At 60.7% G+C, this 26898-nt stretch carries 25 protein-coding genes and 1 tRNA gene; 12 read left to right on the top strand and 14 right to left on the bottom strand.

The window, feature by feature from the left end:
* The first annotated feature begins 85 nt into the window (after positions 1-85).
* The 7 genes from RCH09_RS06745 (at position 86) to RCH09_RS06715 (ending at position 8783) form a co-directional block, all read left to right on the top strand.
* Complete coding sequence (locus RCH09_RS06745) at positions 86-3226, top strand: Rne/Rng family ribonuclease (RefSeq protein ID WP_326940291.1); 3141 nt, start codon at positions 86-88, stop codon at positions 3224-3226.
* Between the two features lie 130 nt (positions 3227-3356).
* Positions 3357-4700 (top strand): chromate efflux transporter, encoded by a 1344-nt coding sequence (chrA, locus tag RCH09_RS06740; protein ID WP_326940290.1) that lies wholly within the window; start codon positions 3357-3359, stop codon positions 4698-4700.
* Between the two features lie 39 nt (positions 4701-4739).
* Positions 4740-5855, top strand: coding sequence for a GTP 3',8-cyclase MoaA (gene moaA / locus RCH09_RS06735; RefSeq protein WP_326940289.1), 1116 nt, complete (start codon positions 4740-4742; stop codon positions 5853-5855).
* 4 nt (positions 5856-5859) lie between these two features.
* A complete protein-coding gene (gene mobA, locus RCH09_RS06730) occupies positions 5860-6444 on the top strand; it encodes a molybdenum cofactor guanylyltransferase MobA (RefSeq protein WP_326940288.1) in 585 nt (194 codons plus the stop codon).
* A complete protein-coding gene (gene moeA, locus RCH09_RS06725; protein WP_326940287.1) occupies positions 6441-7730 on the top strand; it encodes a molybdopterin molybdotransferase MoeA in 1290 nt (429 codons plus the stop codon). Before mobA ends, moeA begins: the two co-directional genes overlap by 4 nt.
* A 26-nt stretch (positions 7731-7756) precedes the next feature.
* Positions 7757-8422 carry a DsbA family oxidoreductase gene (locus tag RCH09_RS06720; protein WP_326940286.1) on the top strand — a complete coding sequence of 222 codons (666 nt, stop codon included), beginning with the start codon at positions 7757-7759 and terminating at the stop codon, positions 8420-8422.
* A 79-nt stretch (positions 8423-8501) separates the two neighbouring features.
* Positions 8502-8783, top strand: coding sequence for a hypothetical protein (locus tag RCH09_RS06715; RefSeq protein WP_326940285.1), 282 nt, complete (start codon positions 8502-8504; stop codon positions 8781-8783).
* A 22-nt stretch (positions 8784-8805) separates the two neighbouring features.
* Here the strand turns inward: RCH09_RS06715 and RCH09_RS06710 are convergent, their stop codons facing one another.
* The 5 genes from RCH09_RS06710 to RCH09_RS06690 are packed head-to-tail and all read right to left on the bottom strand — an operon-like array spanning position 8806 to position 14858.
* Positions 8806-9426 carry a flavin reductase family protein gene (locus RCH09_RS06710; protein WP_326940284.1) on the bottom strand — a complete coding sequence of 207 codons (621 nt, stop codon included), beginning with the start codon at positions 9424-9426 and terminating at the stop codon, positions 8806-8808.
* A complete protein-coding gene (locus RCH09_RS06705; RefSeq protein ID WP_326940283.1) occupies positions 9426-10883 on the bottom strand; it encodes a DNA recombination protein RmuC in 1458 nt (485 codons plus the stop codon). The genes RCH09_RS06710 and RCH09_RS06705 overlap by 1 nt, the downstream gene beginning before the upstream one ends.
* Before the next feature lie 28 nt (positions 10884-10911).
* Entirely contained in the window at positions 10912-11304 is a 393-nt protein-coding gene (locus RCH09_RS06700) for a group II truncated hemoglobin (protein ID WP_326940282.1), read from the bottom strand.
* A 24-nt stretch (positions 11305-11328) separates the two neighbouring features.
* A complete protein-coding gene (locus RCH09_RS06695; RefSeq protein WP_326940281.1) occupies positions 11329-13830 on the bottom strand; it encodes an ABC transporter permease in 2502 nt (833 codons plus the stop codon).
* Positions 13824-14858, bottom strand: coding sequence for an adenosine deaminase (locus RCH09_RS06690; protein ID WP_326940280.1), 1035 nt, complete (start codon positions 14856-14858; stop codon positions 13824-13826). Before RCH09_RS06690 ends, RCH09_RS06695 begins: the two co-directional genes overlap by 7 nt.
* 10 nt (positions 14859-14868) lie before the next feature.
* On the opposite strand from RCH09_RS06690, the gene RCH09_RS06685 reads away from it, so the two are divergent.
* From RCH09_RS06685 to RCH09_RS06675, 3 genes are all read left to right on the top strand, one after another.
* On the top strand, positions 14869-15693 hold the full coding sequence (locus tag RCH09_RS06685; RefSeq protein WP_326940279.1) for a hypothetical protein: 825 nt from the start codon (positions 14869-14871) through the stop codon (positions 15691-15693).
* A 116-nt stretch (positions 15694-15809) separates the two neighbouring features.
* A complete protein-coding gene (locus tag RCH09_RS06680) occupies positions 15810-16202 on the top strand; it encodes a response regulator (RefSeq protein ID WP_326940278.1) in 393 nt (130 codons plus the stop codon).
* A gap of 803 nt (positions 16203-17005) precedes the next feature.
* Positions 17006-17296 carry a hypothetical protein gene (locus RCH09_RS06675; RefSeq protein ID WP_326940277.1) on the top strand — a complete coding sequence of 97 codons (291 nt, stop codon included), beginning with the start codon at positions 17006-17008 and terminating at the stop codon, positions 17294-17296.
* An 18-nt stretch (positions 17297-17314) separates the two neighbouring features.
* Here the strand turns inward: RCH09_RS06675 and RCH09_RS06670 are convergent, their stop codons facing one another.
* The 7 genes from RCH09_RS06670 to RCH09_RS06640 form a co-directional block, all read right to left on the bottom strand.
* Entirely contained in the window at positions 17315-17560 is a 246-nt protein-coding gene (locus RCH09_RS06670) for a hypothetical protein (RefSeq protein WP_326940276.1), read from the bottom strand.
* Between the two features lie 83 nt (positions 17561-17643).
* Positions 17644-17720: transfer RNA gene (locus RCH09_RS06665), tRNA-Val, on the bottom strand.
* Positions 17721-17847: 127 nt separating this feature from the next.
* Entirely contained in the window at positions 17848-20121 is a 2274-nt protein-coding gene (locus tag RCH09_RS06660) for a RelA/SpoT family protein (protein ID WP_326940275.1), read from the bottom strand.
* 14 nt (positions 20122-20135) lie between these two features.
* Positions 20136-20486 carry a RidA family protein gene (locus tag RCH09_RS06655; protein WP_326940274.1) on the bottom strand — a complete coding sequence of 117 codons (351 nt, stop codon included), beginning with the start codon at positions 20484-20486 and terminating at the stop codon, positions 20136-20138.
* Between the two features lie 5 nt (positions 20487-20491).
* Positions 20492-21364 (bottom strand): alpha/beta fold hydrolase, encoded by an 873-nt coding sequence (locus RCH09_RS06650; protein ID WP_326940273.1) that lies wholly within the window; start codon positions 21362-21364, stop codon positions 20492-20494.
* Positions 21365-21596: 232 nt separating this feature from the next.
* A complete protein-coding gene (locus RCH09_RS06645) occupies positions 21597-22250 on the bottom strand; it encodes a CoA transferase subunit B (RefSeq protein ID WP_326940272.1) in 654 nt (217 codons plus the stop codon).
* A gap of 13 nt (positions 22251-22263) precedes the next feature.
* On the bottom strand, positions 22264-22962 hold the full coding sequence (locus RCH09_RS06640; protein WP_326940271.1) for a CoA transferase subunit A: 699 nt from the start codon (positions 22960-22962) through the stop codon (positions 22264-22266).
* Between the two features lie 129 nt (positions 22963-23091).
* On the opposite strand from RCH09_RS06640, the gene RCH09_RS06635 reads away from it, so the two are divergent.
* Entirely contained in the window at positions 23092-23655 is a 564-nt protein-coding gene (locus tag RCH09_RS06635) for a LuxR C-terminal-related transcriptional regulator (protein ID WP_326940270.1), read from the top strand.
* A gap of 156 nt (positions 23656-23811) precedes the next feature.
* Entirely contained in the window at positions 23812-25596 is a 1785-nt protein-coding gene (locus tag RCH09_RS06630) for a hypothetical protein (RefSeq protein ID WP_326940269.1), read from the top strand.
* A 15-nt stretch (positions 25597-25611) separates the two neighbouring features.
* Here RCH09_RS06630 and RCH09_RS06625 read toward each other — a convergent pair whose 3' ends face one another.
* Together RCH09_RS06625 and RCH09_RS06620 are read right to left on the bottom strand one after the other, a co-directional pair.
* Complete coding sequence (locus tag RCH09_RS06625; RefSeq protein ID WP_326940268.1) at positions 25612-26049, bottom strand: acyl-CoA thioesterase; 438 nt, start codon at positions 26047-26049, stop codon at positions 25612-25614.
* Complete coding sequence (locus RCH09_RS06620) at positions 26049-26825, bottom strand: SDR family oxidoreductase (RefSeq protein WP_326940267.1); 777 nt, start codon at positions 26823-26825, stop codon at positions 26049-26051. Before RCH09_RS06620 ends, RCH09_RS06625 begins: the two co-directional genes overlap by 1 nt.
* Between the last annotated feature and the right edge of the window lie 73 nt (positions 26826-26898).

Here is a 26898-nt window from a genome sequence, read left to right as displayed (position 1 = left end):
TCGCGTACATCCCTGTACTCGTGCCGCCACTTTAGAAGCAGGCGGCACTTAAGACGGCCACTGAGTCGTCACGGAGCAAAATAAAATGAAACGCATGTTGTTTAACGCGACGCAACAAGAAGAATTGCGCGTCGCCATCGTTGACGGTCAAAAACTGATCGACATTGATATCGAAACCACCGGCCGCGAACAGCGCAAATCGAACATCTACAAAGGCGTCATCACCCGCATCGAACCCTCGCTGGAAGCCTGCTTCGTCAATTACGGCGAAGAGCGCCATGGCTTTCTGCCATTCAAGGAAGTCGCCCGCACCTACTTCAAGGACGGTGTCGATGTGCGCACTGCCTCGATCAAGGAAGCCCTGCGCGAGGGCCAGGAAATCATGGTCCAGGTCGAGAAGGAAGAACGCGGCAACAAGGGCGCGGCACTGACGTCGTTTGTTTCGCTGGCCGGACGCTACCTCGTTCTGATGCCGAACAATCCGCGTGGCGGCGGCGTGTCGCGCCGGGTCGAAGGCGAAGATCGCCAGGAACTGCGCGAAACCATGGACAAGCTGGATCTGCCCACTGGCATGTCCGTGATTGCCCGTACCGCAGGCATCGGCCGCAATGTCGACGAACTGCAATGGGACTTGAACTACCTGATGCAACTCTGGCGCGCCATCGAGGGCGCCGGCCAATCGTCGACCGGCGCTTTCCTGATCTATCAGGAATCCTCGCTGGTCATCCGCGCCATCCGCGATTATTTCCAGCCTGACATCGGCGAGATCCTGATCGATACCGATGACATCTATGAACAGGCACAACAGTTCATGAGTCACGTGATGCCGGACATGGTGCATCGGGTCAAGCGCTACCGCGACGACGTGCCGCTGTTCTCGCGCTTCCAGATCGAACATCAGATTGAAACGGCGTACTCGCGCACGGTGCCATTGCCTTCCGGCGGCGCCATCGTCATTGATCACACCGAAGCACTGGTCTCGGTCGACGTCAACTCGGCGCGCGCCACCCGTGGCAGCGATATCGAGACCACCGCATTCAACACCAACTGCGAAGCCGCTGAAGAAGTCGCCCGACAATTGCGCCTGCGCGACCTGGGTGGCTTGATCGTCATCGACTTCATCGACATGGAAAACGCGAAGAATCAGCGCGAAGTCGAAACCCGCCTGAAGGACGCCCTGCACTTCGACCGTGCTCGCGTCCAGATGGGCAAGATCTCCCGCTTCGGCCTGATGGAATTGTCACGTCAGCGTCTGCGTCCGTCGCTGTCCGAAGGCAGCCATGTGACCTGCCCGCGTTGCAATGGCACGGGCCACATTCGCGATACCGAATCGTCTGCATTGCAAGTCCTGCGCATCATCCAGGAAGAAGCGATGAAAGAGAATTCGGCCGCGATTCATATTCAGGCGCCGGTCGATGTTGCTGCGTTCCTGCTCAATGAGAAACGTGGCGAGATCCTGAAGATCGAAACCCGTCATCGTGTCTCGATCATCATGATTCCGAACAAGCATCTGGAAACGCCGCACTACAAACTGGAACGCATCAAGCATGACGATGCGCGCCTGGAAGAAGTGCAAGCCAGCTATGCGATGGCCGAAGAAGCCGAAACCGACATCAGCTACAGCAAGCGCCAGAAAGAAGAAGGCAAGCCGCGTCAGGAAGCCATGGTCAAGAGCATCACGCCAGACCAGCCGGCGCCAGTCGTCGAACGCAAAGTCGTGGAAGCCAAGCCGGTCGTGCCAGCCTTGATGGTTGCACCGGAAGAGAGTTTCGTCAGCAAACTGCTTGGTTTCTTCTTCAAGAAGCCTGCTGCGCCAATCGTGGTGGTGCCGGTGGTTGAAGACAAGCCCGCACAGAAAAACGACCGCGGCGATCGCAACAACCGCAATCCCCGTGGCCGCAGCCGAGGTGGGCGCGGTGGTCGTGAAGAGCGCGACGAGCCAGTCAAGGCAGTAGCGACGGAAGAGGCGGCACCGGCGGCGCGACCACCGCGTCCACCGCGTGAGCCACGCGAACCGCGTGAAAAGAATGCCGAGGCACGCGAACCCCGCGAAGGCAACGAAGGTCGGCGCGAGCGTCAACCACGTCCTCCGCGTGAAGACCGCAAACCGGCATCGCCAGAGTCAAAGCAGGAAGAGCTGCTGCTCAATGTCGTGGCCCCCGCAGCTGTGGTTCAGCTCGACGTTGCGCCATCGCAGGATGACGAAGAGCAAACCGGCATCACCGCAGTTGACGGTGAAACCGGCGAGCAATCGGAAGAAAAGCGTCGGCGTCGGCGTCGCGGTGGTCGTAACCGCAATCGTCGTGATCGCGAAGGCGGCGAAGCGGTCGAAGGCAGTGTCGACGGCGAAGGCGACGAAGAATCGGCAGTCGTCTTGCATGATGCCCCGTCCGGCGAACCGGTCTTCGTGCCGGTGGCGTCGAACGCCATCGCTGAAGCTGCAGCCATTGCCAAAGATGAAGCAGCACAATCCGAGAATGACGTCGTGTATGCGCCGTCTGCCTTGAGTACGGCAATGCCGGCACCGCTGATTCCCCAGGAAGTCATGAGCGAGCAGGATGTTGCGACCGCTGCCACCGTCGCGGCAATTCCGATGCAGATCGAACCGGCTGCAGTGGTTGCTGCGCCGGTCGTCGAGCGCGTTGCTGAAGTTGTTGCCGCGCCAGTGATTGAAGCCGTTACGCCGGAAATTGACGTAGTGCCGCTGGTGCCAAAGATGGTGGTTCAGCCGACTATCCTGGTTACGCCAGAGGTAGCCGCACCTGTGCCGGCTGTCGCCGAAGCACGCCCGGTGGAGCCAGTCGCTGCGCCAGCAGTCACCCTCGCTGAGGAAGCTGCCGCTCCGGTCGTCGTGGCAGCACCAGTCGCTGCTCCTGTCGCTGCTGCGGTTGCTGCTCCGATCGCTGCTGCGGTTGCTGCTCCTGTCGCTGCTGCGGTTGCTGCTCCGGTTGCTGCTCCGGTTGCTGCTGCGGTTGCTGCTCCTGTCGCTGCTGCGGTTGCTGCTCCTGTCGCTGCTGCGGTCGCTGCTCCAGTGGCCAAGGTCGAAGATCTCGCCGAGGTCCTCAAATCGGCAGGTCTGACGCTGGCAGCAACCGATCCGGCCAAGCTGCGTGCTGCCCAGGAAGCGGCCGAACAGGCGCCAGCTGCACCACGGGCGCCACGCCAACGCCGCGCCAAGCCAGCGCAGCCGGATGAGCCGTTGGTGCAAATCGAAACACAGCGCTGATGGCGTGACGCCATGCGCATCCTCATCGATGCGCATGGCAGCGAAGGTATGATTGACCAGGGAGCGCATGCTCCCTTTTTTATTGCTGACGGCATCCCGAATTGCCGCACGCGGAATCCTCATTGATGCGATGACCAATCCTGAATTGACTCCACCTTCCCCCGTCCGCCTGTCCGAGGCATTCTGGTACTGGCTCAAGTTGGGCTTCATCAGTTTCGGCGGGCCCGCCGGACAGATTGCGCTGATGCACAGTGAACTGGTCGAAAAGCGTCGCTGGATCTCCGAACAGCGCTTCTTGCACGCGCTGAATTACTGCATGGTGCTGCCCGGACCGGAAGCTACCCAACTGGCCGTCTACATCGGCTGGCTGATGCATCGCACGCGCGGTGGCGTGATGGCGGGCGTGTTGTTCGTGCTGCCGTCGTTGCTGATCCTGATTGCATTGAGCTGGATCTATCTGACCTTCGGCAACGTCTCGCTGGTGGCCGGCATCCTGTATGGCATCAAACCCGCGGTGGTCGCCATCGTGCTGGCAGCGGCGTGGCGAATTGGTTCGCGCACGCTGAAGAACAACTGGCTGCTTGGCATTGCCGTGCTGGCGTTTGCAGCCATTGCGCTGGGACAAATCCCCTTCCCGCTGATTGTTCTGGCGGCGGCATTGGCCGGCTGGCTGGGTGGACGCCTGCGGCCCGACAAATTCCAGATCGGTGGCGCCCATCATGCGCAGGCAAAGGCGTCGTACGGACCGGCGTTGATCGACGACACGACGCCGACACCCGCGCATGCCCGCTTCGCACTGTCGCGGTTGATCCTCATCGGCGCCGCCGGGGTCGGACTTGGCCTCGCCACCTGGCTGGTCATTGCGCTGGCGTTCGGCAGCGCCAGCGCCCCGGCGCAAATGGGCTGGTTCTTTACCAAGGCCGCCATGCTGACCTTCGGTGGCGCCTACGCGGTTTTGCCGTATGTGTATCAGGGCGGGGTTGACCATTACCACTGGGTGACTGCAACGCAAATGATCGATGGCCTGGCGCTGGGCGAAACCACGCCCGGACCGTTGATCATGATTGTCGCGTTTGTGGGTTTCGTCGGCGGCTGGGGCAAGGAAATTTTCGGTGCGCACAATCAGCTGGCCGCTGGCGTTCTGGGTGCCTGCGTGGCCACCTGGTTTACCTTTTTGCCGTCCTTCATTTTCATTCTGGCCGGTGGCCCGCTGGTCGAGTCGACCCGCGATAACATCCGCCTGACTGCCCCTTTGACGGCGATATCGGCAGCGGTGGTCGGTGTGGTGGTCAGCCTTGCGGTGTTCTTTGCAGAACAGGTGTTCCATCTGCAGCAGCCACCCGGCCACTGGGACTGGTACGCCATGTTGATCACCGTGGCCGCGTGCCTTGCGCTGTTCCGGTTTAAACTTGGCACCATCACGGTGATCGTCGGCTGTGCGATAGCGGGCCTCATGGTATCGTTGCTGGCCTGACGCGGGCCCTTGTTCACCTTCAAAAAAGCATCAAACCTCATGACTGACCGTGTTATCCCGATCACCGATTTGCGCGCGCAACAGCGCGTCCCGGTCATTCCCGCCGATGCCGATGCGCCCACCGGGTTGCTGGCCGACAGCATGGCGCGGCCGTTGCATGACCTGCGTATTTCCGTGACGGATCGCTGCAATTTTCGCTGCGTTTATTGCATGCCAAAAGAGGTGTTCGACAAGGATTACGTCTTCATGCCGCAGACGGCCCTGCTGTCATTCGAAGAGATCACCCGCATGGCACGCATTTTCATCGACCATGGCGTCGAAAAAATTCGCCTGACCGGTGGTGAGCCACTGTTGCGCAAGAATCTCGAGCGCCTGATCGAGATGCTCAGTCGCCTCACCACCCGCAACGGCCAGCCACTCGACCTGACCCTGACCACCAACGGCTCCCTGCTCGCAAAAAAAGCACAGTCGCTGAAAGATGCCGGCCTCAAGCGCGTTACCGTCTCGCTCGATGCGATCGACGAAGCGATTTTCCGGCAAATGAATGACGTCGATTTTCCGGTCGCGGATGTGTTGCACGGCATCGATGTGGCCGTTGCGGTCGGGCTCGCGCCGATCAAGGTCAACATGGTGGTCAAGCGTGGCATGAACGATGCCGAGATCCTGCCGATGGCGCGACATTTCAAGGGTTCAGCAGCGATTCTGCGGTTTATCGAATACATGGATGTCGGCAGCTCGAACGGCTGGAACATGGCAGAGGTGGTGCCGTCCGCCGATGTCATCGCGCGCATCCATGCGGCCATGCCGCTGCACCCCATGGCTGCCAATTACGCCGGCGAGACGGCGGGCCGCTGGCGCTATGCCGATGGGTCCGGCGAAATCGGCGTGATCTCCAGCGTCACCCAGGCCTTCTGCAGCGATTGCAGTCGCGCCCGCCTGTCGACCGAGGGCAAGCTCTACACCTGCCTGTTCGCGACCGAGGGCCATGACTTGCGCGCCTTGCTGCGCGCCGGTCACAGCGATGCCGAGCTGGCGGCGGCGATCGGTCATATCTGGCAGCGCCGCAGTGACCGCTATTCCGACCTGCGCACGGCCAATACCGATGGCCTGCCGCCCCGCGCCAACAAGGTTGAAATGTCTTATATCGGAGGTTGAACGCATGACGATTACCGGATTGATTCTGGCAGGTGGGCGCGGTTCGCGCATGGGCAATGTTGACAAGGGACTGCAGGCGTTTCGCGGTGCGCCGATGGCGATGCATGTGCTGATGCGCCTGGCGCCCCAGGTCGACCAGGTGATGATCAGTGCAAACCAGAATCTGGCTGCCTACGAAGCTATCTGCAGCTCGGTCTGGCCGGACGACATGCAAGGCTTTGCCGGCCCGCTGGCGGGCTTGCAGACCGGCTTGATGCATTGCGAGACACCGTATCTGGTCACGGCACCGTGTGATTCGCCGTTTCTTCCGTCCGATCTGGTCGAGCGCCTGCAGGCGGCCTTGCTGGCGCAGGACGCCGACCTCGCGGTGGCCGTCACCGGCGACGCTGAGCAACGCCAGGCGCATCCGGTGTTCTGCCTGATGAAATCTTCGCTGCTGTCACATCTGACCCTGTTCCTGCAAAACGGCGGGCGCAAGATCGACGCCTGGTATGCCTCGCTGGCGGTGGCCGAAGTCCACTTCGACGATGAAGACGCATTCCGCAACATCAATACGCTGGACGACCTGCGTCGGTTCGAGGCGGCATGAACCAGTCGCCACGCACCCTTGCCGAGGTGGTCAGCTGCCTGTCCGAGTATGACCCGGACGCGCTGCCGGTCGCGGCAGCGCAACGCATCATTCGCGACTTCATCAAACCGGTTCAGGCAATCGAGCAGGTTGCGCTGCGCAGCGCGCTGGGGCGTGTACTGGCCACCGATATCATTTCACCGATCTGCGTGCCGTCGCATGACAATTCGGCGATGGATGGGTATGCCTTGCGCAGCAGCGACCTCGGCGAACAGCCGCTGCGCCTCGATGTGATCGGGATCGCGTATGCCGGTCGCGCCTTCGCGGGAGATGTCGCCGCCGGCCAATGCGTGCGCGTAATGACCGGCGCCATCATGCCATCCGGCTGCGACACCGTTATTCCGCAGGAATTCACGCAGGCGGCCACCGACACCAGCGTGACGATTCCACCGGGCGCCGTGCGCAGCGGCGACAATCGCCGGCTGCGCGGCGAGGACCTGCAAACGGGCAGCGCCGCCCTCGCCAAGGGCCGCATCCTGCATCCCGCCGATCTAGGCCTGCTGGCCTCGCTCGGCATTGCCGAAGTGCCGGTGCAGCGTCGTCTGCGGGTGGCGTTTTTTTCGACCGGCGACGAGCTGCGTTCGATCGGCGAGCCGCTCGACGCCGGTTGCGTCTACGACAGCAATCGCTACACGCTGCACGGCATGCTGACGCGACTTGGCTGCGACCTGATCGACATGGGCGTCGTCAAGGACGAACCTGCCGCGCTCGAAGCGGCATTGCGCACGGCCTGCGAGAATGCCGACGCGATCATCACATCGGGCGGCGTCTCGGTCGGCGCGGCCGACTACACCAAACAGATCATGGCCGAACTGGGCGACGTGACGTTCTGGAAGATCGGCATGCGCCCCGGCCGCCCGATGGCATTCGGAAAAATCCAGTCGAACGGCCACAGCGCCTTCCTGTTCGGCCTGCCCGGCAATCCGGTGGCGGTGATGGTCACGTTTTATTTTTTTGCGCGCGAAGCGCTGCTGCACATGATGGGCGCGGATGCCACGGCGCCGCCATTGATGCGCGCCGTGTCGCGTGACGCGATCCGCAAGAAGCCCGGCCGCACCGAGTACCAGCGCGGCATCTTGTCGACCGACGCCGAAGGCCGTCGGCAAGTGCGCATCACAGGTGCGCAAGGCTCGGGCATCTTGCGTTCGATGGTCGAAGCCAACTGCATGATCGTGCTGCACGATGCCCAGGGCGCGGTGCAAGCCGGCGATCTGGTCGACGTGATGCTGTTCGACGGACTGACCTGACCCCCACCTCACAGGACAAGCAAGCCATGACTACAACCCTGAAAATTGATTTCGTCTCCGATGTCTCCTGTCCCTGGTGCATCATCGGCCTGAAGGCGCTGGAACAGGCGGTCGCGCAGCTTGACGGCGAGGTCGCCATCAACCTGCACTTCCAGCCGTTCGAGCTCAATCCTGCCATGCCGGCCGAGGGGCAGGACATTACCGAACACATTGCGCAGAAATACGGCGCCACCGCCGAGCAGACCCAGCGCAACCGCGAAGCGATCCGTGCCCGTGGCGAAGAACTCGGCTTCAGGTTCAGCATGGACAAGCGCAGCCGCATCTACAACACCTTTGATGCGCATCGGCTGTTGCATTGGGCCGAACTCGAAGGCAAGCAAATCGCTCTGAAGCACGCGTTGTTCGATGCCTACTTTACCGAGGGCAAGAACCCGTCGTCACATGCCGTGCTGGTGGACGTCGCACGCACGGTTGGGCTGGACAGCGAGCGTGCCGCGCATATACTGGAATCGGACGAATTCGCCACCGAGGTGCGCGAGCGCGAACAGTTTTATTTGCAACAAGGGATTAATTCGGTGCCGGCGGTGATCATCAATGACCGCCATCTGATTTCGGGCGGGCAACCAGTCGAGGTGTTTGCCGGCGCCTTGCGCGAGATTGCGGCACGCAACCCCGACGCGGCGTCGCGTTGAACTTGATAAAACCCGGCATCAAGAGTACGGTTCGCCCCCTCCCCCTTTTCTTCACACTTTCATCAGGACACCATCACGCATGAGCGATCAAGCAACAAAACCCGCATTCTGGGACGAATGGCAGCAAGCAGCACTGGCAGCAGGCGTCGCGGCCCCACTGGCCGAATTGGGTTGCGAAGTCATGCGCACCCACCGCAAGAATCGTTGGAGCAAGGATTTTCTGGGCGTCGAGGACGATGGTCCGCAGATGCTGGAAATGTGCCTGACCGAACCGGCCGAGGCCGAAATGCTCTTCACGGAAAACCTGTACCCGTACAACGTTGCGTTGCTTGAGGCAACCCGCAAGCGACTCAAGCTGTAAGCGTCCCGGCCCTGCGCGCCGCTCAGGTCGGCCGGCGCATCCGGAACAACTGCTCCGGTCCGACCGAGAAATAGTCGCCCGCACCGCCGGCCCGCAGCACATGCCCGGCCGTGGCCGTGTCGTAGATGCCGTCCTTCAGCGCGGTCTCGGCGATATGCACGGCGACCACTTCGCCCAGCACCAGCCAGGTCGACACCTTGATGCCATCGCTGCCCTGCAACTGGATGATCTGGGTGGTGCGGCATTCAAACGAGACCTGGGCTTCTGCGACCCGCGGCGTCGTGATGACGCGCGAGGCCACTGGCGTCAGGCCAGCCAGATCGAACTCGCTGACCTCGGGCGGCACCGGAGCGCAACTGGCGTTCATTGCCTCGGCCAGATCGCGCGTCACCAGATTCCAGCCGAATTCTCCGGTCTCTTCAATGTTGCGCAGCGTGTCCTTGTAGCCGATGCTGGCAAAGCCGATGATCGGCGGCGTGTAATTGAAGGCATTGAAAAAACTGTACGGCGCCAGATTCAATTGGCCGGCGGCGCTGCGCGACGAGATCCAGCCGATCGGACGCGGCCCGACAATCGCATTGAACGGATCATGCGGCAATCCGTGTCCATTGCGCGGTTCATAAAAATGCATTGCAGCGGGCATCACAACTCCTCGTCAGGTTCACTGGCATCCACACCGAGCAGCCGTTGCGCCGCTTCGGTCGGCAACGCCTCGACCGACTTCAGCTTGCGCGCCATCTGGCGGCTGCGCACTTCGGCATTCTCGATATTCTTGGCAGCGCGCTCGAGCGTCAGCTTGGTGGCCGACAGCACATCGCCAAACTTGCCGAACTCGGTCTTGACCGCACCCAGCACCTGCCACACTTCCGACGAGCGCTGCTCCAGCGCCAGCGTGCGAAAGCCCATCTGCAAACTGTTGAGCAAGGCCGATAACGTCGATGGTCCCGAGATGCTGACCCGATACACGCGCTGCAACTCGTCGGCCAGGCCGGGACGACGCATGACTTCGGCGTACAGCCCTTCGGTCGGCAGGAACATCAGTGCGAAGTCGGTGGTCAGCGGCGGCGACAGGTATTTTTCCGAGATGGTCTTGGCTTCCGCGCGAATCGCCCGCTCCAGTTCGCGCCCGGCCACGGCAACACCGTCGGCATCGGCACGCTCGGCCGCGTCGCACAAGCGCTCGTACTGCTCCTTCGGAAATTTCGCGTCGATCGGCAGCCACACCGGCGTCGCGCCATTGTCCTGGCCGGGCAGCTTGACCGCAAATTCCACGCGCTCGCCGGTGCCGGGAACGGTCTCGACATTCTTGGCGTACTGATCCACCGTCAGCACCTGTTCCAGCAGCATTTCCAGCTGCACCTCGCCCCAGGTGCCACGCGTCTTGACGTTGGTGAGCACCCGTTTCAGGTCACCCACGCCAATGGCCAGTTGCTGCATCTCGCCCAGTCCCTGATGCACCTTTTCAAGCCGGTCCGAGACCAGCTTGAACGATTCACCCAGCCGCTGTTCCAGCGTGGCGTGCAGCTTTTCGTCGACGGTCTTGCGCATTTCTTCCAGCCGCGCGCCGTTATCCGTTTGCAGGTCCTTGATCTTCGCTTCCAGCGTGGCGCGAATTTCGAGCATGCGCTGGGCGTTCGATTCGGTCATGGTCATCAAGGCCTGGTTGAGCGTATCGCCGAACCGTTTCAACGCAATGGCCTGCTCCTCGCGACCATGCTGGGCCTGCATCGTGATGGCTTGCCGCATCGCTTCAAGTTGCTGCGCATTGGCTTCGTTGAGCTTGGCCAGTTGCTGTGAGAACGCATCGATCTGGCCATTCTGCAGCGTGGCAGTAGCCGTCAGCTGCGCCGTGAGGATTTGCTGAAACTGGCCGAAGTTCCCGCTCAGCTCCTGGCGTGTACCCTGCGCAGTGGTCTGCACCTGGGTGCGCAATTCACGTTCGTTGCGTTCGCTGGTGTACTCCTGATGACGCTGCAGTTCGGCCTGCATCTGCACCAGGCTCGGGCCGATATCAGCGGCGCGGCCGCGCAGCAGCAGGATGATTTGCAACACCAGCAAAAGCGCCACCAGGGCAATCAGAATCAGTTCGACAGAAGTCATGTGGTTTCCAAATTATTCCGGCTGCAGCTCAACCCTCGCGGTTGCGCATCCAGTCGGCGGTTTGGTAGAAGGATTCGAGCAGGCGTTCGCTCAGTGCATCATCCAGCGCGCAATCCTGCATGGCACTGGCCATGCAGGCCAGCCATTGATCGCGTACCGACAGCCCGATCGGGTACGGCAAATGGCGTGCGCGCAGGCGCGGGTGGCCAAACCGTTCGATATACAGGTCCGGCCCGCCGCTCCAGCCGGTCAGGAACCAGTACAGCTTGTCGCGCGAGCCGTCCAGCGTGGTCGGATGCAAGGCGCGCAATTCGGCGAATGTCGGTTCGAGTTCCATCAAATCATAGAACCGGTCCACCAGTGCACGCAGCGGTGCTGCGCCGCCGATCAAATTGAACAGCGTTGTCGGTTCTTGTGTCATGGCGCGAATGATAGCGTATCGATGTCAGGCTTCGCGCAAGGTTTGCAATGGCGGCTGATTCAGCACGGTGCGCAGGCCCAGCCAGCCGCCACCCACCGCACACAAGGCCCCGGCCGACAGCCCGGCCAGCCAGACCAGCGGACTGAATTGCCATTCAAAATTGAATACGTAAGTCGCCAGCGACCAGCCCACTGCCGCCGCGCCGCTGGCTGCCAGCAAGCCCGACAGGCCGCCGACCAGCACGAACTCGATCCACTGCGCCTGCGACAACTGCTTGCGGGTGGCGCCGAGCGCGCGCAGCAAGCCTGCCTCGCGCGTGCGTTCATCCTGCGATCCGGCCAGCGCCGCGTACAGCACCAGCACGCCGGAGGCCAGCGTGAACAGGAACAGGAATTCGACGGCCGTGACGACCTGATCGATGACCGCTTGAATCTGCTTGAGCACGCTGCCGACATCGACGATGGTCAGGTTTGGAAATTCACGGGTCAGTTGATCGACCAGTCCGGCATGTTCCGGCGGCAGATGAAACGCGGTGATCCAGCTTTGCGGGGTATCGGCCATCAGCTTGGGATTCAGAATCACGAAGAAGTTGACCCGCATCGAACCCCAGTCGAGCTTGCGCAAACTGGTCACCGGCGCCTCCACAATCTGGCCGGCGATATCGAACTTGAGCCTGTCGCCAAGCTTGAGATTGAGCGTCTTGGCCAGGCCCTGCTCGACCGAGGCTTCCGGCTTGCTGTCATCGAACCAGCGTCCGGCACTGACCTGGTTCTGCGGCGGCGGCGCGGCCATCGTCGACAGATTGAATTCGCGCTCGACCAGGCGCTTGGCGCGCTCGTCGACGAAGGTGTCGCCACCCATGACTTGTTCGTTGACCTGAATCAGCCGGCCCCGAATCATCGGAAACAGCTGCGCATTGCGCACGCCGCCGCTGCGCAGGCGCGCGGCGAAGGCGTCGCGCTGCTCGGGCTGGATGTTGAGGACAAACTGATTCGGCGCATCCGGCGGCGTGGCCTGCTGCCAGGCGCTGATCAGATCACCCCGTATCACCGTCAGCAGCAGCAGCGCCATCAGGCCCAGCGCCAGCGCGACAATCTGCACCACGGTGGCGCCCGGCCGGCGTTGCAGGCCCGTCAGCGCAAAGCGCCAGCTCGGATGGTTGATCAATCCGCGCAAACCGCGCAAGGCTTTCAGGCTGAGCCAGCCGATCACGGCAAAGCCGGCCAGTCCGCCCAGGAACCCTGCTGCGGTCAACAAGCCGAGCTGCAGATTGCCGGCTTGCCACAACAGCAGTCCGATGAATGTCGCCAGTCCGAGTCCGTACGTGAGCACCGCAATCGGCTGCGGCGCATCCTGTTCGCGCCGAATGACACGGTTGTGCGGGACATTGCGCAGCTGCAGGATGGGCGGCAGCGCGAAGCCGATCAACAGCAGCAATCCGGTCGCGATGCCCTGGATGCCGGGCAGGATGCTGGCCGCCGGCAAGTCGCTCGAGACCAGTTTGCCAAGCCACTCCAGCAGGACGAAATGGGCGGCAAATCCGGCCAGCGCACCGGCCGCGCTGCCCAGCAAGCCGATCATGATGAACTCGGCAAAGTACATCACCGTCACTTGATTCTGCGTCAGTCCCAGGCAGCGTAGCATCGCGCAGGCATCCATGTGACGCAGCATGAAGCGCCGTGCCGCCATGGCAATGGCGACTGCCGCCAGCATCGCCGACAACAGGCCGACCAGCGACAGGAATTGTTCGGCGCGATCCAGCGTGGCGCGCATCTCCGGCCGGCCGGTTTCCAGCGATTCGAGCCGTACGCCCTTGACCGCATTGGTCTCGATGCTGGTCTCGACCCATTTCTGGAAGGCGGCGGCGCTGTCGTTCGGCCCTGCAACCATCAATCGATAAGTCACACGTGAGCCGTACTGGATCAGATTGGTTGCCGCCAGATCGCTGGCGGCCAGCATCACACGCGGTGAGAAATTCATGAAGGCCGCGCCGCGGTCCGGCTCGGCCGCGATGACACTGGCAATGGTGAACAGCTTGTCGCCCAGCTGCAGTTTGCCGCCGACCTGCACGCCCAGTGCGGTCAGCAAATTCGGATCGACCCAGACCGTGCCCGGTTGCGGAATCGCATGGGTGACGGCGCCGGCGTCATGGCCATTTGCGGCAATCTTCAGGCTGCCGCGCAGCGGATAGCCGGCAGTAACGGCCTTCACCGACGTCAGCTTCGAATGCGACTGCTCGTCCGTGCCGGTTTGCGCCATGCTAGGAAAGGCCACCGTGTCGGCCACGGTCAGGCCACGCCGCAGGGCTTCGGCACGCCAGGCCGGATTAATCGGCGCATCGCCGCTAATGACCAGATCGGCGCCGAGCAACTGATGCGCATCGCGATTGAGGCCGGTGCGCATCCGATCGACGAAAAATCCGACCGAGGAGAGCGCGGCGACCGCAACGACAAGAGCGATCAGCAGGAAGCGCAGTTCACCGGCACGCCAGTCGCGCAATGTCATGCGCAGGGCCTGTTTCAACATGGGGTGCCCGATGCTTGCGCGGCAAAGAAGGCGTCGACTTGCGCGAGCCAGGATTGCCGCAGTGGTTCGTCCAGAAATGCCGCCGCGAAGCTGTTGCGCGCAAGGCGATGTGCGTCACCCAGCGTCAATGGCAAGGCCTCGAACGCGGCGAGGAAATTGTCGTTCAGGTAACCGCCGAAATAGGCCGGGTCATCGGAGTTGAGGGTGACCATCAGGCCGGCTTCCAGCAAGGCCGGAAGATTGTGATCGGCCATCCGTTGCACCACGCGCAGCTTGACATTCGAGAGCGGACACACTGTCAGCGGCACCTGCTCGCGCGCCAGGCGCGCGGTCAGGGCCGGGTCTTCAAGGCAACGCACGCCATGATCCATACGCTCGACCTGCAGCACATCCAGCGCCGTCGCAATGTAGGCGGGCGGCCCCTCCTCGCCGGCATGGGCGACCAGATGCAATCCCAGCTTGCGGCATTGGGCAAACACCCGGGCGAATTTTTCCGGTGGGTGGTCGCGCTCGGAGGAATCCAGCCCGACACCGATGAATTTGTCGCGATGGGGCAGCGCCTGTTCCAGCGTCGCGAAGGCGTCGGCTTCGGACAGGTGCCGCAGGAAACACAGGATCAGGCCACCGCTGATGCCATACGCGCGGCGTGCGTCCTGCAGCGCGCGGTCGATGCCATGGATCACGACCTCGAAGGGCACGCCACGCGCGGTATGCGTTTGCGGATCGAAGAAGATTTCAACGTGGCGCACGTGGTCGGCCTGCGCGCGCAACAGATACGCCTGCGTCATGTCATAGAAGTCCTGCTCGGTGCACAGGACGCTCGCGCCGGCGTAATACACATCGAGAAACGACTGCAGGTCGCTGAAGGCATAGGCGTCGCGCAAGGCATCGACCGACTCGTAAGCGAGCGCAATCTGATTGCGTTGAGCCAGCGCAAAAATCAGTTCGGGCTCCAGCGAACCCTCGATGTGGATATGCAGTTCTGCCTTGGGCATCTGTTGCACGATATGGCGCAGGGCATCGTTCATGCGGATTCCTTTGGTCGGGTCGATCATCATAATGGAATTCGCAAAATCCGACGCTACCGCTACCGCCGCGGTGCACGCGATGCCGGCGCGACGCCGCTGGTGTCCCTGGTGGCCGTCGATATCGGCGCATCAAGGCCTGTTGCGAAGCGCAGACTTCAACTACACTCGAACGACGAAGAAGTACCTCGAAAGGCACCCCATGCCGGAAGTGACTCTCCATCTGAGCAGGCCGGAGTACACCCTGCTGCAGAACCGCTTTGCGCAGGATGCAACGACAGCACCGCTGCCGACCTTTGAACAATGGTTGATCCGTACCGCCATTGAGCAAGCGGCCGGCGCCGGTCAACAGGACGATATCCGGCATTTCAAAATCATCGAAGGCCTCATCACCGGTCTGCAGCAGTGCGGATATCAACTGGTGCAAACCGGGCCGGATCGCTCCGCCGAGCGCGCGACCCTGGACCTGTCGGTCAAGCTTGCCAGCGAATTCGATGGTCCGGAATTTTATGTCAGGCGTATTCATGAGTTGCTCGACTATTATCAGAAACTCTCCCATGACGTTACGGCAAGCGCTCGGGACGCGGCTGCCGGCGCGATTGGCGCGACCTTGCACGACGCCTGGCTTACCTTATTGCAACGCACCGGGCGCAATTCGCTGAGCGGCGAGCGCGCCATAGGCCGCGTCGAAGGCGCCGCCGCCATGCTGGTCAGCGCTGGCGTGCTGGATCGCCGCGCTGCCCAGGAACACACCGATGCGTACAAGGCGGCAATTCGCACCAATAAAAAATCCTCGTGGGTCGGCAAGGTATTTGGCGGCGCCGACGACCAACATTGAAAAAGTTGCCGTTGCGAAACTCTTGGCTTTATGTGAAGCTCCACACATACACCAGCACCAACGTTGTACCGACGACCGTTCTGTAACTCGAACGCAACCAGACAGGATACCCAACGATGTTGAAAGTCGTAATCATCGACAGCAATGCGATATCACGCAATCTGCTGGGCAGTGTCCTGACAGGCGGAGGCCACGAGGTGGTTGGGGATGCCAGCAGCAGTAACGCCGGCCTGGCACATGCCGTCAAGCTGCGTCCTCAAGTCATTTGCGTCGACATTGGAACAGCGAAAGACAACCTCGATATCCTGGATCTGCTGCGCGAAGCGCTTCCCAAGACATTGCTGTTTCTCGTCTCCGCATCGTTTGATCCGGACACGGTGCAGGCCGCCATGCAACGCGGGGTGCTCGGCTTCATTGTCAAACCGTTCAATTCGGTCACCGTCCTGAAGGTTATTCGGACAGGGATCCTGAAGGTTGCGCAGCAGGCGGGAAGAGTCAATCAGGCCTGAAGAAAGTCTCCAGCGGTTTCAGACAAGCTTGCCTGGCATTTTCCGCACCCGCATTGTGACCAAAAGGCGACGCAAAAAAAGAATTTTTTCACCAGTAGTTACCGGCAATGACTACCGGCAGTACAATGAAACTGTTTCATCTGCAATACCTCTCCAAATGGGTTTGAGCCCGCTTCACAGCGGGCTCTTTTTTTTGCAGAATGACACTTATCGACCGGTGCATGATGCCGGGAGTACGGTGAGCAAAACCACGCCCGTCCCTTCCCGATCCTGGCTCCTGCGCGCACCAGCTCGACATTTGCGGCCGCCGACCGGCATCCGTCGCACCCGGAAATTTGATTGCGTTGCAGAGTTTTCCACCAACGATGATTGTTCCGATCGCAACGCTCTGTTGCTTCGTGCAGATTAAACAACATTCATGTGAAAAAAACCAGAAAGGCCCAATTTTTATCCCTATTCGAAGTTGCTTGACCTATTATTTTGTAAGTCCTTGTCAACAATTTTGCGACAAGGCACCGTAACTGGCCAGTGCGGCTGTCGACTGGTGCAAGCAGGCTGTCCCGTGGCATGACCAAAACCGATGGCGCATTCACCATTCTTTGCAATTTAGCCAACTAAGAGCGCCAGCGAACATTGATGAATGAATCTGTAAATTACACTGCGTCAGCAACAGAAACGATTGCATTCTCGAAACTATGTGGACGGAGCCAGCGATTGCTTGAAACAAGGTTCAACCTCCGTTCCGACCTGAGCAGCGACGCAATCAGTGTTTTATTGGAAACACTGTCAACAAGGAGAAATCAATGAGCGATATTAGCAACCTCGACAATGTCGATTACGATCCGAACCGTTTGCTGGATTTTTTGATCGACAAAATGCGTACCAAGAATGATGCGGGCCTGTCACGTGAACTCGGGGTAGCGCCACCGGTGATCAGCAAGATCCGGCACCGGCGCTTGCCGGTTGGTGCGTCAATGCTTATCCGCATGCATGAGATCAGCGATCTGAGCATTCGAGAGTTGCGCAACCTGATGGGCGACCGGCGCGAAAAGCATCGCATCAGTCCGGAACAGTTCAAACCGAAAACGCAGTGATTTGACTTACCGGTCGGGTCAGCTGACTCGACCGGAAAGCGGCGAGGCGGCGGCAGGATTTTGCTGGCGAATTTGCCCGCTGATCCCCGGTGTGCGCGATCGGCCAGTTTTTTGGCCAAGCGAAAGGGTGGGGAGTGTTTGGTCGAATCGGCGCATGCGTCGACCAGGATGCAGGCCCATTGTCATCGCATCGGCAGAATCAATTGCCGACGAATTCAATGGCTCTGAAAAGCAAAAATGGAAGCCGCACTGCGCTTCCATCATGGACCATCACTTGCAAATTTGCCCCAAATTTATTCTGCTTGTCCGACCAATACAGTCAGACCGAACAAACAGAACCAGAAATTTGGTAGGCACGATTGGACTCGAACCAACGACCCCTACCATGTCAAGGTAGTGCTCTAACCAGCTGAGCTACGCGCCTAAAGAAGCGAGATTATAGCCAACTATCTTTGGTTTTGCCAGCTCTGCAATGCAATTATTTAGAACGTTCTGAAAAATGGATGTGACACCGCCTCGCAACCCGACCAGGAGCATCTCTGCACCGCTCATCAGTTGCGCCTGACCTCGGTTACGCCGTCGACTTCGCGAATCACCGAAAGCGCCTTCTGCAACTGCGCCGTCGATCCGATTTCGGCGGTGAACGCCATGCGCGCCTGCCCCTTTGCACTTTGCGTGCTGACACCGACCACATTGATTTTCTCGCGCAAGAACACTTCCGAGATATCGCGCAACAATCCCTGTCTGTCGCCGGCCAGGACAAAAATATCCACCGGGTAGACCGTTTCGAGTTCCGGCCTGCCCCAATTGGTCTGGATCACCCGCTCCGGCGTTTGGGCTTGCATCTCGACGAAGTTCTTGCAACTGGCGCGATGAATCGACACACCTTTGCCGCGCGTGATGAAGCCGACAATCGGGTCCGGCGGCGCCGGCTTGCAGCACTTGGCCAGCTGCGTCATCAGCCCATCCGTACCGACTACCAGAACGCCTGACTTGGCGCCCTTGACCACGCTCGACGCACTATTCTTTTTGGGCACCACCGCATGTTCAGCATGACTCTGCTTTTGCGCGGTCTTGACTGGCTCGCCGGCGTGCAGGGCCTGTTCGACCTGGCGCAAACTGAACTGATCCTTACCGACCGCCAGGTAGAGATCGTCCGGTTTCTGGAACCCGAGTTTGTGCGACAACTCTTCCAGATTGACAGCGGTCTTGCCTTCGCGCTGAAGGGTTTTTTCAATCATGCCCCGGCCGGTGGCCAGCGTTTCTTCCTGATCGATGGCATTGAACCAGGCACGTACCTTGGCACGCGTGCGTGCGCTGACCGCATAGCCCGGGCTGAGCCAGTCGCGTGACGGACCGGCCGCGCCCAGCACCACGCTCGATCCGCGTGCGGTGATGATCTCGACCGTCTGGCCGTTCTTCAGCGCGGTATTCAACGGCACCATCGCGCCATCGACCCGGGCGCCGCGGCAACGATGGCCGACGTCGCTGTGCAGATGGTAGGCAAAATCAATTGGCGTGGCGCCGCTGGGCAGTTCGATCACGCGCGCTTGCGGTGTCAGTACATAAATCCGGTCGTCCAGCGTGGCCGACTTGAGCTTGTCGACCCACTCGCGGCGTTCGTCATCGTCGTGCCCAACGACGCTGTCGGCGACATCGCTTTTCCATGCCAGCAGTTGCCGCAACCACGCAATCTTCTCGTCGTATTTTTGCGCCGCGAAGTTCGAGCCGCCGCTTTCCTTGTAGCGCCAATGCGCGGCCACGCCGTACTCGGCAAAGTGATGCATGGCATGGGTGCGTATCTGGATTTCGAGCGGACGGTCATCTTCGGCCATCACCACGGTATGCAGAGACTGGTAGCCATTGCCTTTCGGACGCGCGATGTAATCGTCGAATTCCTGCGGAATCGGGGTCCAGTGGTCATGTACGATGCCAAGCACCGCATAGCAGGTTTTGACGTCATCGACGATGACGCGGAATGCGCGCACATCGTACAGCTCGGAAAAGTCGATCGACTTGCCGCGCATCTTGTTCCAGATGCTGTAGATATGTTTTGGCCGGCCGAACACTTCAGCCTTGATCCCGGCCGCTGCCAGTTCGGACTGCAGTCGCGCGATCGCGCTTTCGACGAAGCCCTGGCGTTCAATGCGCTTTTCTTCCAGCATCCTGGCGATGCGCTTGTACGCGGCGGGTTCAAGAAAACGAAACGCCAGGTCCTCCAGCTCCCATTTCAATTGCCACACGCCGAGCCGATTGGCCAGCGGCGCGTACAGATCCATGGTTTCGCGCGCATACCGTTCGGTGCGCGCGTCTTCCACACGCTGCTCGGCAAAATACCGCAGGGTGTTGGCACGGGAAGCGAGTCGGACCAGCACCACGCGCATGTCCGAGGCCATCGCCAGCAGCATCTTGCGCAGTGTTTCGAGTTGCGCCGCAGCCTGTTGCGCCGCATTCTTGCCACGCGCGACCTCCTGCTGTCCGAAGGTCAGTTCGTGCAAGCGCATCAACTGGCGCACATCGCCGACAAAGTCGGAAATTTCCTTGCCGAAGTGGGACTCGATCTGCTCGGCGATTTTTGGTTCGACGATCGGCAATTCGAACAGCAGCGCCACGATGCGGGTATCGGCATCGGTGTTGAGCAACGCCAGCGTACCGGCCACGCCGAGCGAAAACGCCAGCGCATCCTGACCGGTCGGGACCACCCGACCGGTGTAGACCGGCGTCACGAAGGCCACGGCATCGGTGACCCGGGCCACATCCTCGTCGCTCAATCCTGCGGTGAGCTGGTCCAGTGTTGCCAGCGGCGCTGCTATCGAAGAAACCATCGAACTTGACTGCCCTATTTTCGTGCTGCGGTGACGACCATTTCAATTAACCAGTCCGGATTGGCCAGTGCTGCCTGCACCGTCGCGCGCGGCGGCGTTTGTCCGGGTGTTACCCACGCATTCCACACCTGGTTCATGGCCGGAAAGTCGGCCAGGTCGGCCAAAAAAATCTGACACATCAGGATGCGGCCGCGATCGCTGCCGGCATCGTTCAAGAGGCGGTCGACATGCGCCAGCACCTGGGCGGTCTGGCCGCCGATGTCCTGCGACGCATCATCGGCAACCTGTCCGGCCAGCCAGACCGTGCCCTGGTAAATCGCCACCTCGGATAAGGTCGGGCCGACATGCAAGCGTTCAATGTTCATGATGGCTACCCTGTGCCAAGCAGGAAGTCGCGCGCCAGCGCAATCTGGTCGGGCTGGACGAAGGTCGGTGCATGGCCGATGCCGGGCAATTCGACCAGTCGCGCCTTCGGTCCACGTTGCGTCATCTGGCGCGCCGTGTCCGGCGTCAGCAGATCGGATTGCGCGCCGCGCACCAGCAGCGTATCGCAACGAATCGCATCCCATGCCTGCCACAGCAACGCTTCGCCCTGCAGTGTCGATTCCTCGGTGGCACTCTTGAATGGCAGCGCCAGCGCGAGATCGTAATGCCGCACCCACTGGCCGTCGGCGTTCTGCCGCAGCACGTCGCGTGCGATCTTTAGCCACTGGGCATCGGTATGCGGCCCGAAACCCAGCGAGATCGCCTTGATGTAGGCCAGCGCCTCGTCGAAGGTGGCAAAGCGCAAGTCCTCGCCGATGTAACCGCCGATGCGTTCCAGCGCAGTCCAGTTCAGTGCCGGACCAATGTCATTGACGATCATCTTGCGCACCGGATTGTCCGGCAACGACGCCAGGCCAATCCCGATCAGCGCACCCATCGAGGTGCCGAACCAGTCGACTGATTCGGCGTCGACGCGCGCCAGCAGCGTGACCATGTCGGCCACGTACTGTGGCAAGGCGTAATTCTGCGGATTCAACAGCCGTCCCGAGCGGCCCCGGCCGACCACGTCCGGGCACACCACACGATAGACATCACTCAGGGCCGCAGCCAGATCGTCAAAATCGTCGGACACGCGCGTGACGCCATGTACGCAAACCAGCACGCGGCGGTTGGCCGGATCGCCCCACTCCTTGTAGGCCATCCGGTGCAGGCCGGTGGGTGACAGGCATTGAACGGACTTGTTTGCAACTGCGGACATGGGCGGCTCACCAGTAGTTAGGTGCCCTATTTTACCGGGCAGCGGGGGCCAGCGCCGCCAAAACGCAAATTACATTACCGCGCCGCAAGCGACGGAAATTGCTGCAGGCGTTCGCCGTCCATGGCTGGCATCGCGCTGCACATGACGCCGGAGACAAGGCGCATGCGGCGCTAAAGACGACGCGCCGAGACATAAAAAAACCCGCTTGCGCGGGCTTTTTTTGCCGGGCTGGTTACGCTACTGCCCGCACATCGAGCGGCGCGCCAGTGCGTTCGACGACCTCGGCCACCGTCACACCCGGCGCCAGTTCGATGAGCTTCAAGCCATCCACCGTGACATCAATGACGCACAGATCGGTAATGATGCGGTCGACCACGCCAACACCGGTCAGCGGCAGATCGCACTTCTTCAGGATCTTTTGCGTGGTGCTGCCATCCTTGGCCCTGGCGACGTGTTCCATCAACAGCACCACGCGCTTGACGCCGGCGACCAGATCCATTGCACCGCCCATGCCCTTGACCATTTTCCCGGGAATCATCCAGTTGGCCAGATCGCCGGTTTCGGAAACCTGCATCGCCCCCAGGATCGCCAGATTGATCTTGCCGCCGCGGATCATGCCGAATGAATCGGCCGAACTGAAATACGACGCCCCCGGCAGCGCCGTGACGGTCTGCTTGCCAGCATTGATCAGATCCGCATCGACCTCGGCTTCAGTCGGAAACGGGCCAATGCCGAGCAAGCCGTTCTCGGATTGCAGAAACACTTCAATCTCTTTCGGCACGTAGTTCGCCACCATCGTCGGCAAGCCAATGCCGAGGTTAACGTAAAAGCCGTCCTGCAATTCCTGCGCAGCGCGCGCCGCCATTTCTTCACGAGTCCATGCCATGTTCGTTCTCCGCTTACTGTGCACGTACCGTGCGTTGTTCGATCCGTTTTTCGGGCTTGGCGTTGACCACGATGCGATGCACAAAGATGCTTGGCGTGTGGACCTGGTCGGGATCGATCTCACCGATTTCAACCAGCTCTTCGACCTCGACGACGGTGATCTTTCCGGCCATCGCCACGTTCGGATTGAAGTTGCGCGCGGTCTTGCGATACACCAGATTGCCGGCGCGATCGGCCTTCCATGCCTTCACCAGCGCCACATCGGCCACCAGTGATCGCTCCATCACATACTGCTCGCCATCGAACTCGCGCACTTCCTTGCCATCGGCGACGATGGTGCCAACGCCGGTCTTGGTAAAGAAGGCCGGAATGCCGGCACCGCCGGCCCGCAGCTTTTCAGCCAGCGTGCCCTGCGGCGTGAATTCCAGCTGCAGTTCACCGGCCAGGTATTGACGTTCGAATTCCTTGTTCTCGCCCACATATGATGCGATCATCTTCTTGATTTGACGCGTGGCAAGTAATTGACCGAGGCCGAAACCATCGACGCCGGCGTTGTTGGAAATGGCGGTCAGGTTGCCGACGCCGGAATCACGCAGCGCCGCGATCAGCATTTCAGGGATGCCGCACAATCCGAAACCGCCAACGGCGATGGTTTGTCCGTCCTTAACGATGTCGGCGAGCGCGCTAGCGGCGTCGGGATACAGTTTTTTCATACCAGGCCTTTTCAGTTATCGGGGCGAACCACTGCAGCAAATCTTGCAGGTTGACCAGCATATTGCGCAGGCACGCCACGCACAATACCGTAGAAATACTTTAACGTTTTAGCAAAATACCACGAGACGATGAGCGAGATACAGACGATCGATTACGAGCTTCTCTTTCAGCATGCACCCGTTGGCATGTGCATTTCCGAGCGACGCATCATTCGTTCTGCCAACCGGGCCCTGGCTGCCATGTTCGGCTGCACCACCGAACAATTGGCCGGCCAATCCTTTTTAATGCTCTATCCCAGCTCCGATGAATTCGAGCGCACCGGCGCCCGCATTGTTCCAATCATGAACGTCAATGGCTGCTATTCCGACGAACGCATCATGAAGCGCGCCAATGGCGAACTGTTCTGGTGCCACGTGAGCGGCTCCGGGCTGGTCGGCGACGACCCGCACGCGGCCGGCATCTGGACCTTCGACGACCTGAGCGCGAAACGCCCGGTGACCGCACAACTGACCCCGCGCGAGCGCGAAATTGCCGCATTGCTGGTGGAAGGAAAAACGAGCAAACTGATTGCACGGCAAATCGGCATGAGCCCGCGGACGGTGGAAATGCATCGCGCCAAGCTGATGAAGAAATTTTCGGCGGCCACCTCCAGCGAACTGGTGCATCGGCTGCTTGGCGTGCAGCAACAGTAGTTCTTTGCACCGCTACAAAACGGCGCGGCGTGCAAGAGACCAAATTTGCCTGCGTGCTGAACCATTGTTAAATCCGGAAATCTGATTGCGGTTGCAACGAGCATCACCGACCCAGACTTGGCCTTTCGCGATCCCATTTCCTTCTCCAGGTGCCCAATGACAATTTCTCACTGGATCCGTTTTCCCGGCAACCCGCGCACTCCGCATGGCGCCGCGCTGGCACTGTGTTCGGCGTTGCTGGTTGCGGGCTGCGGCGGCGGCAGTGTCGGTGTCACGATCGATACCGGCCTGCCCCAGACCAACGTGGCGGCAACGGCCAACACGACGCCGGTGGTGCTTTACACGGACATTGTCTCCGGCCCGACATCGGGTGGCGAGAACAACAATGGCGCCTACCTGTCGATCTTCGGGCGGCATCTCGGCAGCGGCGGACTGGGATCGACCACCAAGGTCTTTGTCGGCGCCAGCGAGGTCGCCAGCTATCGTCCGGCGCAGACCAGCAAAGTTGCCAGCGACGTCGGTGTCGAGCAGATCACGGTGCAGGTCGGCGCACTGGGCGGTGCCACTCAGGGTGTCGCGTTGCCGATCAAGATCGTCGTCAATGGCACCACCTCCAACACCGATGTGACGTTCACGCCAAATCCCGGACGCCTGCTGTATGTCGACAATGTCGCAGGCAACGACGCCACGGCAGTCCCCGGCGACATCAACAAGCCCTATCGCTTCGTGCAAACTCCCGCCCTGTACACCGGCGGTGCATGGTCCGCAGTGCGCCCCGGCGACATCATCGTCATGCGCGGTCACGGCAATGCCAAACCCTGGACGGACGTTGGCTTCGAGAATTACTTCATGCGTTTTCGCGACAAGTCCGGCACCGCGCCCACCGGCGCAGTCGGGACTGGCGCGATCGCGCTAATGGGGTATCCCGGTGAAGATGCATTTATCCGCGGCACGCTTGCCAACGGCATGACCGGCGGCTGCATCTCCGCCATCAACGGCCAGTCGTTTCCGGGCCTCGGCCAGGGCGCCGTGATCAGCAATCTGCGCATTGACTGCGAGGGCTACGACGGCCCGATCAGCCAGGAGATCTTCGGCCACAACTGGCGCGTCATCAACAACGATCTGAGCGCGTCGACAGCACCGACCAGCGGCAACAGTGTGCCACGCATGGCCGGCATCACCGGCAACGGCAACAACGCGGTCTGGTACGGCAACCACATTCACGACATCCAGGGCAGCAGCGGCGAATGCCATGGCATCTATATCGACGGCGATGGCTCCTACGAGATTGCCTGGAACAGCATCCACAACATTCGCTCCGGAAACGGGTTCCAGGTCTACGTCGATGGCAGCAATGGCACCACGGTCGCCAACAACGTCAACCTGCACCACAACCTGATTCATGATGTGTCCAAGCATGGCATCAACATTGCCGATGGCAGCAGGAACAACATCAAGTTGTGGAACAACATTGTCTATAACGTTCAGTTCGCCGCGCTGCGCTTCAACAGCACCATTCTTGGCAGCACGCAGGTCTTCAACAACACCTTCTTCAACACCAACCAGAACGGCAATACCGGCTATGGCGCGCTCACCAATGACAGCAATTTGCCGGCCGGATCGGTGGATATCGAAAACAATATTTTCTATGTCGCCGGCGGCACGCCGTACAACTCCGGCTCAACCGGTCTGCCCGGCAGCGCCGGCACGATCACACGCAACCTCTGGTTCAATGGCGCCGGCAGCACCGCCTTCGACAGCAGTCCGGTCGTCGGCGATCCGCGCTTCGTCAGCAACGGCGTCGACTTCCATCTAAGCGCCAACAGCCCGGCGATTGGCTCGGGCTCCCTGACGGCGGCGGTGAAGGCGCTGGTGACGACGGATTTTGTCGCGTGGTTGCGTGGCTTGACGATCGACCTTGGCGCCTTGCAGCACCAGTAACGGCAGCGCTAGGCCTTACGCCTGGTGGTTGCCAACGCCATCTGGTGGCCGCAGGATGCGCAGCCGAATGGCGTCCGGGATGACGATCGACTTCTCCAGCCGGTAGTCGGTCCAGACAATCTTCGCACCACCCTCGGCGACCAGCACCTCCGGCATGTCGACGCGCCGGATTTCATGGTAGGTCTCAAAGCTGGAACGCCCCAGCGGAGCGACAAAGGTCGTGACTTCGATGTCGCCGGGGAATTTCAGCTGGCGCAAAAACGTGCAGTGCGCGTTGATGATCACCGCGCCGGTTCCGGCCGCCGGACTCGGCACGCAATCAATGGCAGCAAACCATTCAATGCGCGCCTGCTCGAAGAAGCGGAAATAGACCGTATTGTTCACATGGCCCATGGCATCCATGTCACCCCAGCGAATCGGCATGCGGGTGGTGTGGACCAGCGTGCGTTCCATTACATCGCACTCATGCCATCGTCGGCCGTCATGATCGCGCCGTTGATGAAGTGCGATTCTTCCGACGCCAGCAACAGCAGCAGGCCATCGAGGTCCTGCGGCTTGCCGACGCGCTTGCGCGGCAGCGTGTTGAGCAATTGCTGGCCGTGTTCGCCGCGAAAATGCTCTTCATTGATTTCGGTGCTGATATAACCCGGGCAGATTGCATTGACGTTGATGCCGTAGCGGCCCCACTCGATCGCCATCGATTTGGTCATGTGCACGACTGCCGCCTTGCTCATGCAATACAGACCAATCTGCGGCAACACGCGCAGGCCGGCGACCGAGGCAATGTTGATGATGCGGTGCTGCAGTTTCGGATCACCCTTGGCGCGCGCGATCATCCGTTTCGCCGCTTCCTGCGCGACAAAGAAGGCGCCGCGCTGGTTGGTGTCCATCACGTAGGCGTAGTCTTCCGGTGTCGCGTCAATGAGCCGCTGGGTGGTCGAGACGCCCGAATTATTGACCAGGATATCGATCGGCCCGGCTTCGGTTTCGGCATGTGCGATGGCCGATTTGATGCTGGCGTAGTCGGTCACGTCGAGCGCGACGACGTGTGCCGCACCGCCTTCTGCTTCGATTTCGGCACGCAATTCCTTGAGACGATCAATGCGGCGCGAGGCCAGCACTACCTGCGCGCCGGCTTGCGCCAGGACTTTGGCAAAACGCGCGCCGAGCCCGCTGGAGGCGCCGGTGATCAGCGCGATCTTTCCTTCAAAATTGACTTCAATGCCCACGGAATTCTCCCTTTGTGCGATGTCTGGTAAACGAGCGGACATGATTACATGAATGCTGACCGATTAGAGTACC

Origin of the sequence: Actimicrobium sp. GrIS 1.19 (assembly GCF_035984655.1) — a bacterium.
Classification (GTDB): Bacteria; Pseudomonadota; Gammaproteobacteria; order Burkholderiales; family Burkholderiaceae_D; genus Actimicrobium.
Note: the sequence above shows the minus strand (reverse complement) of the source record. Positions and strands in the feature narration are given on the sequence as shown.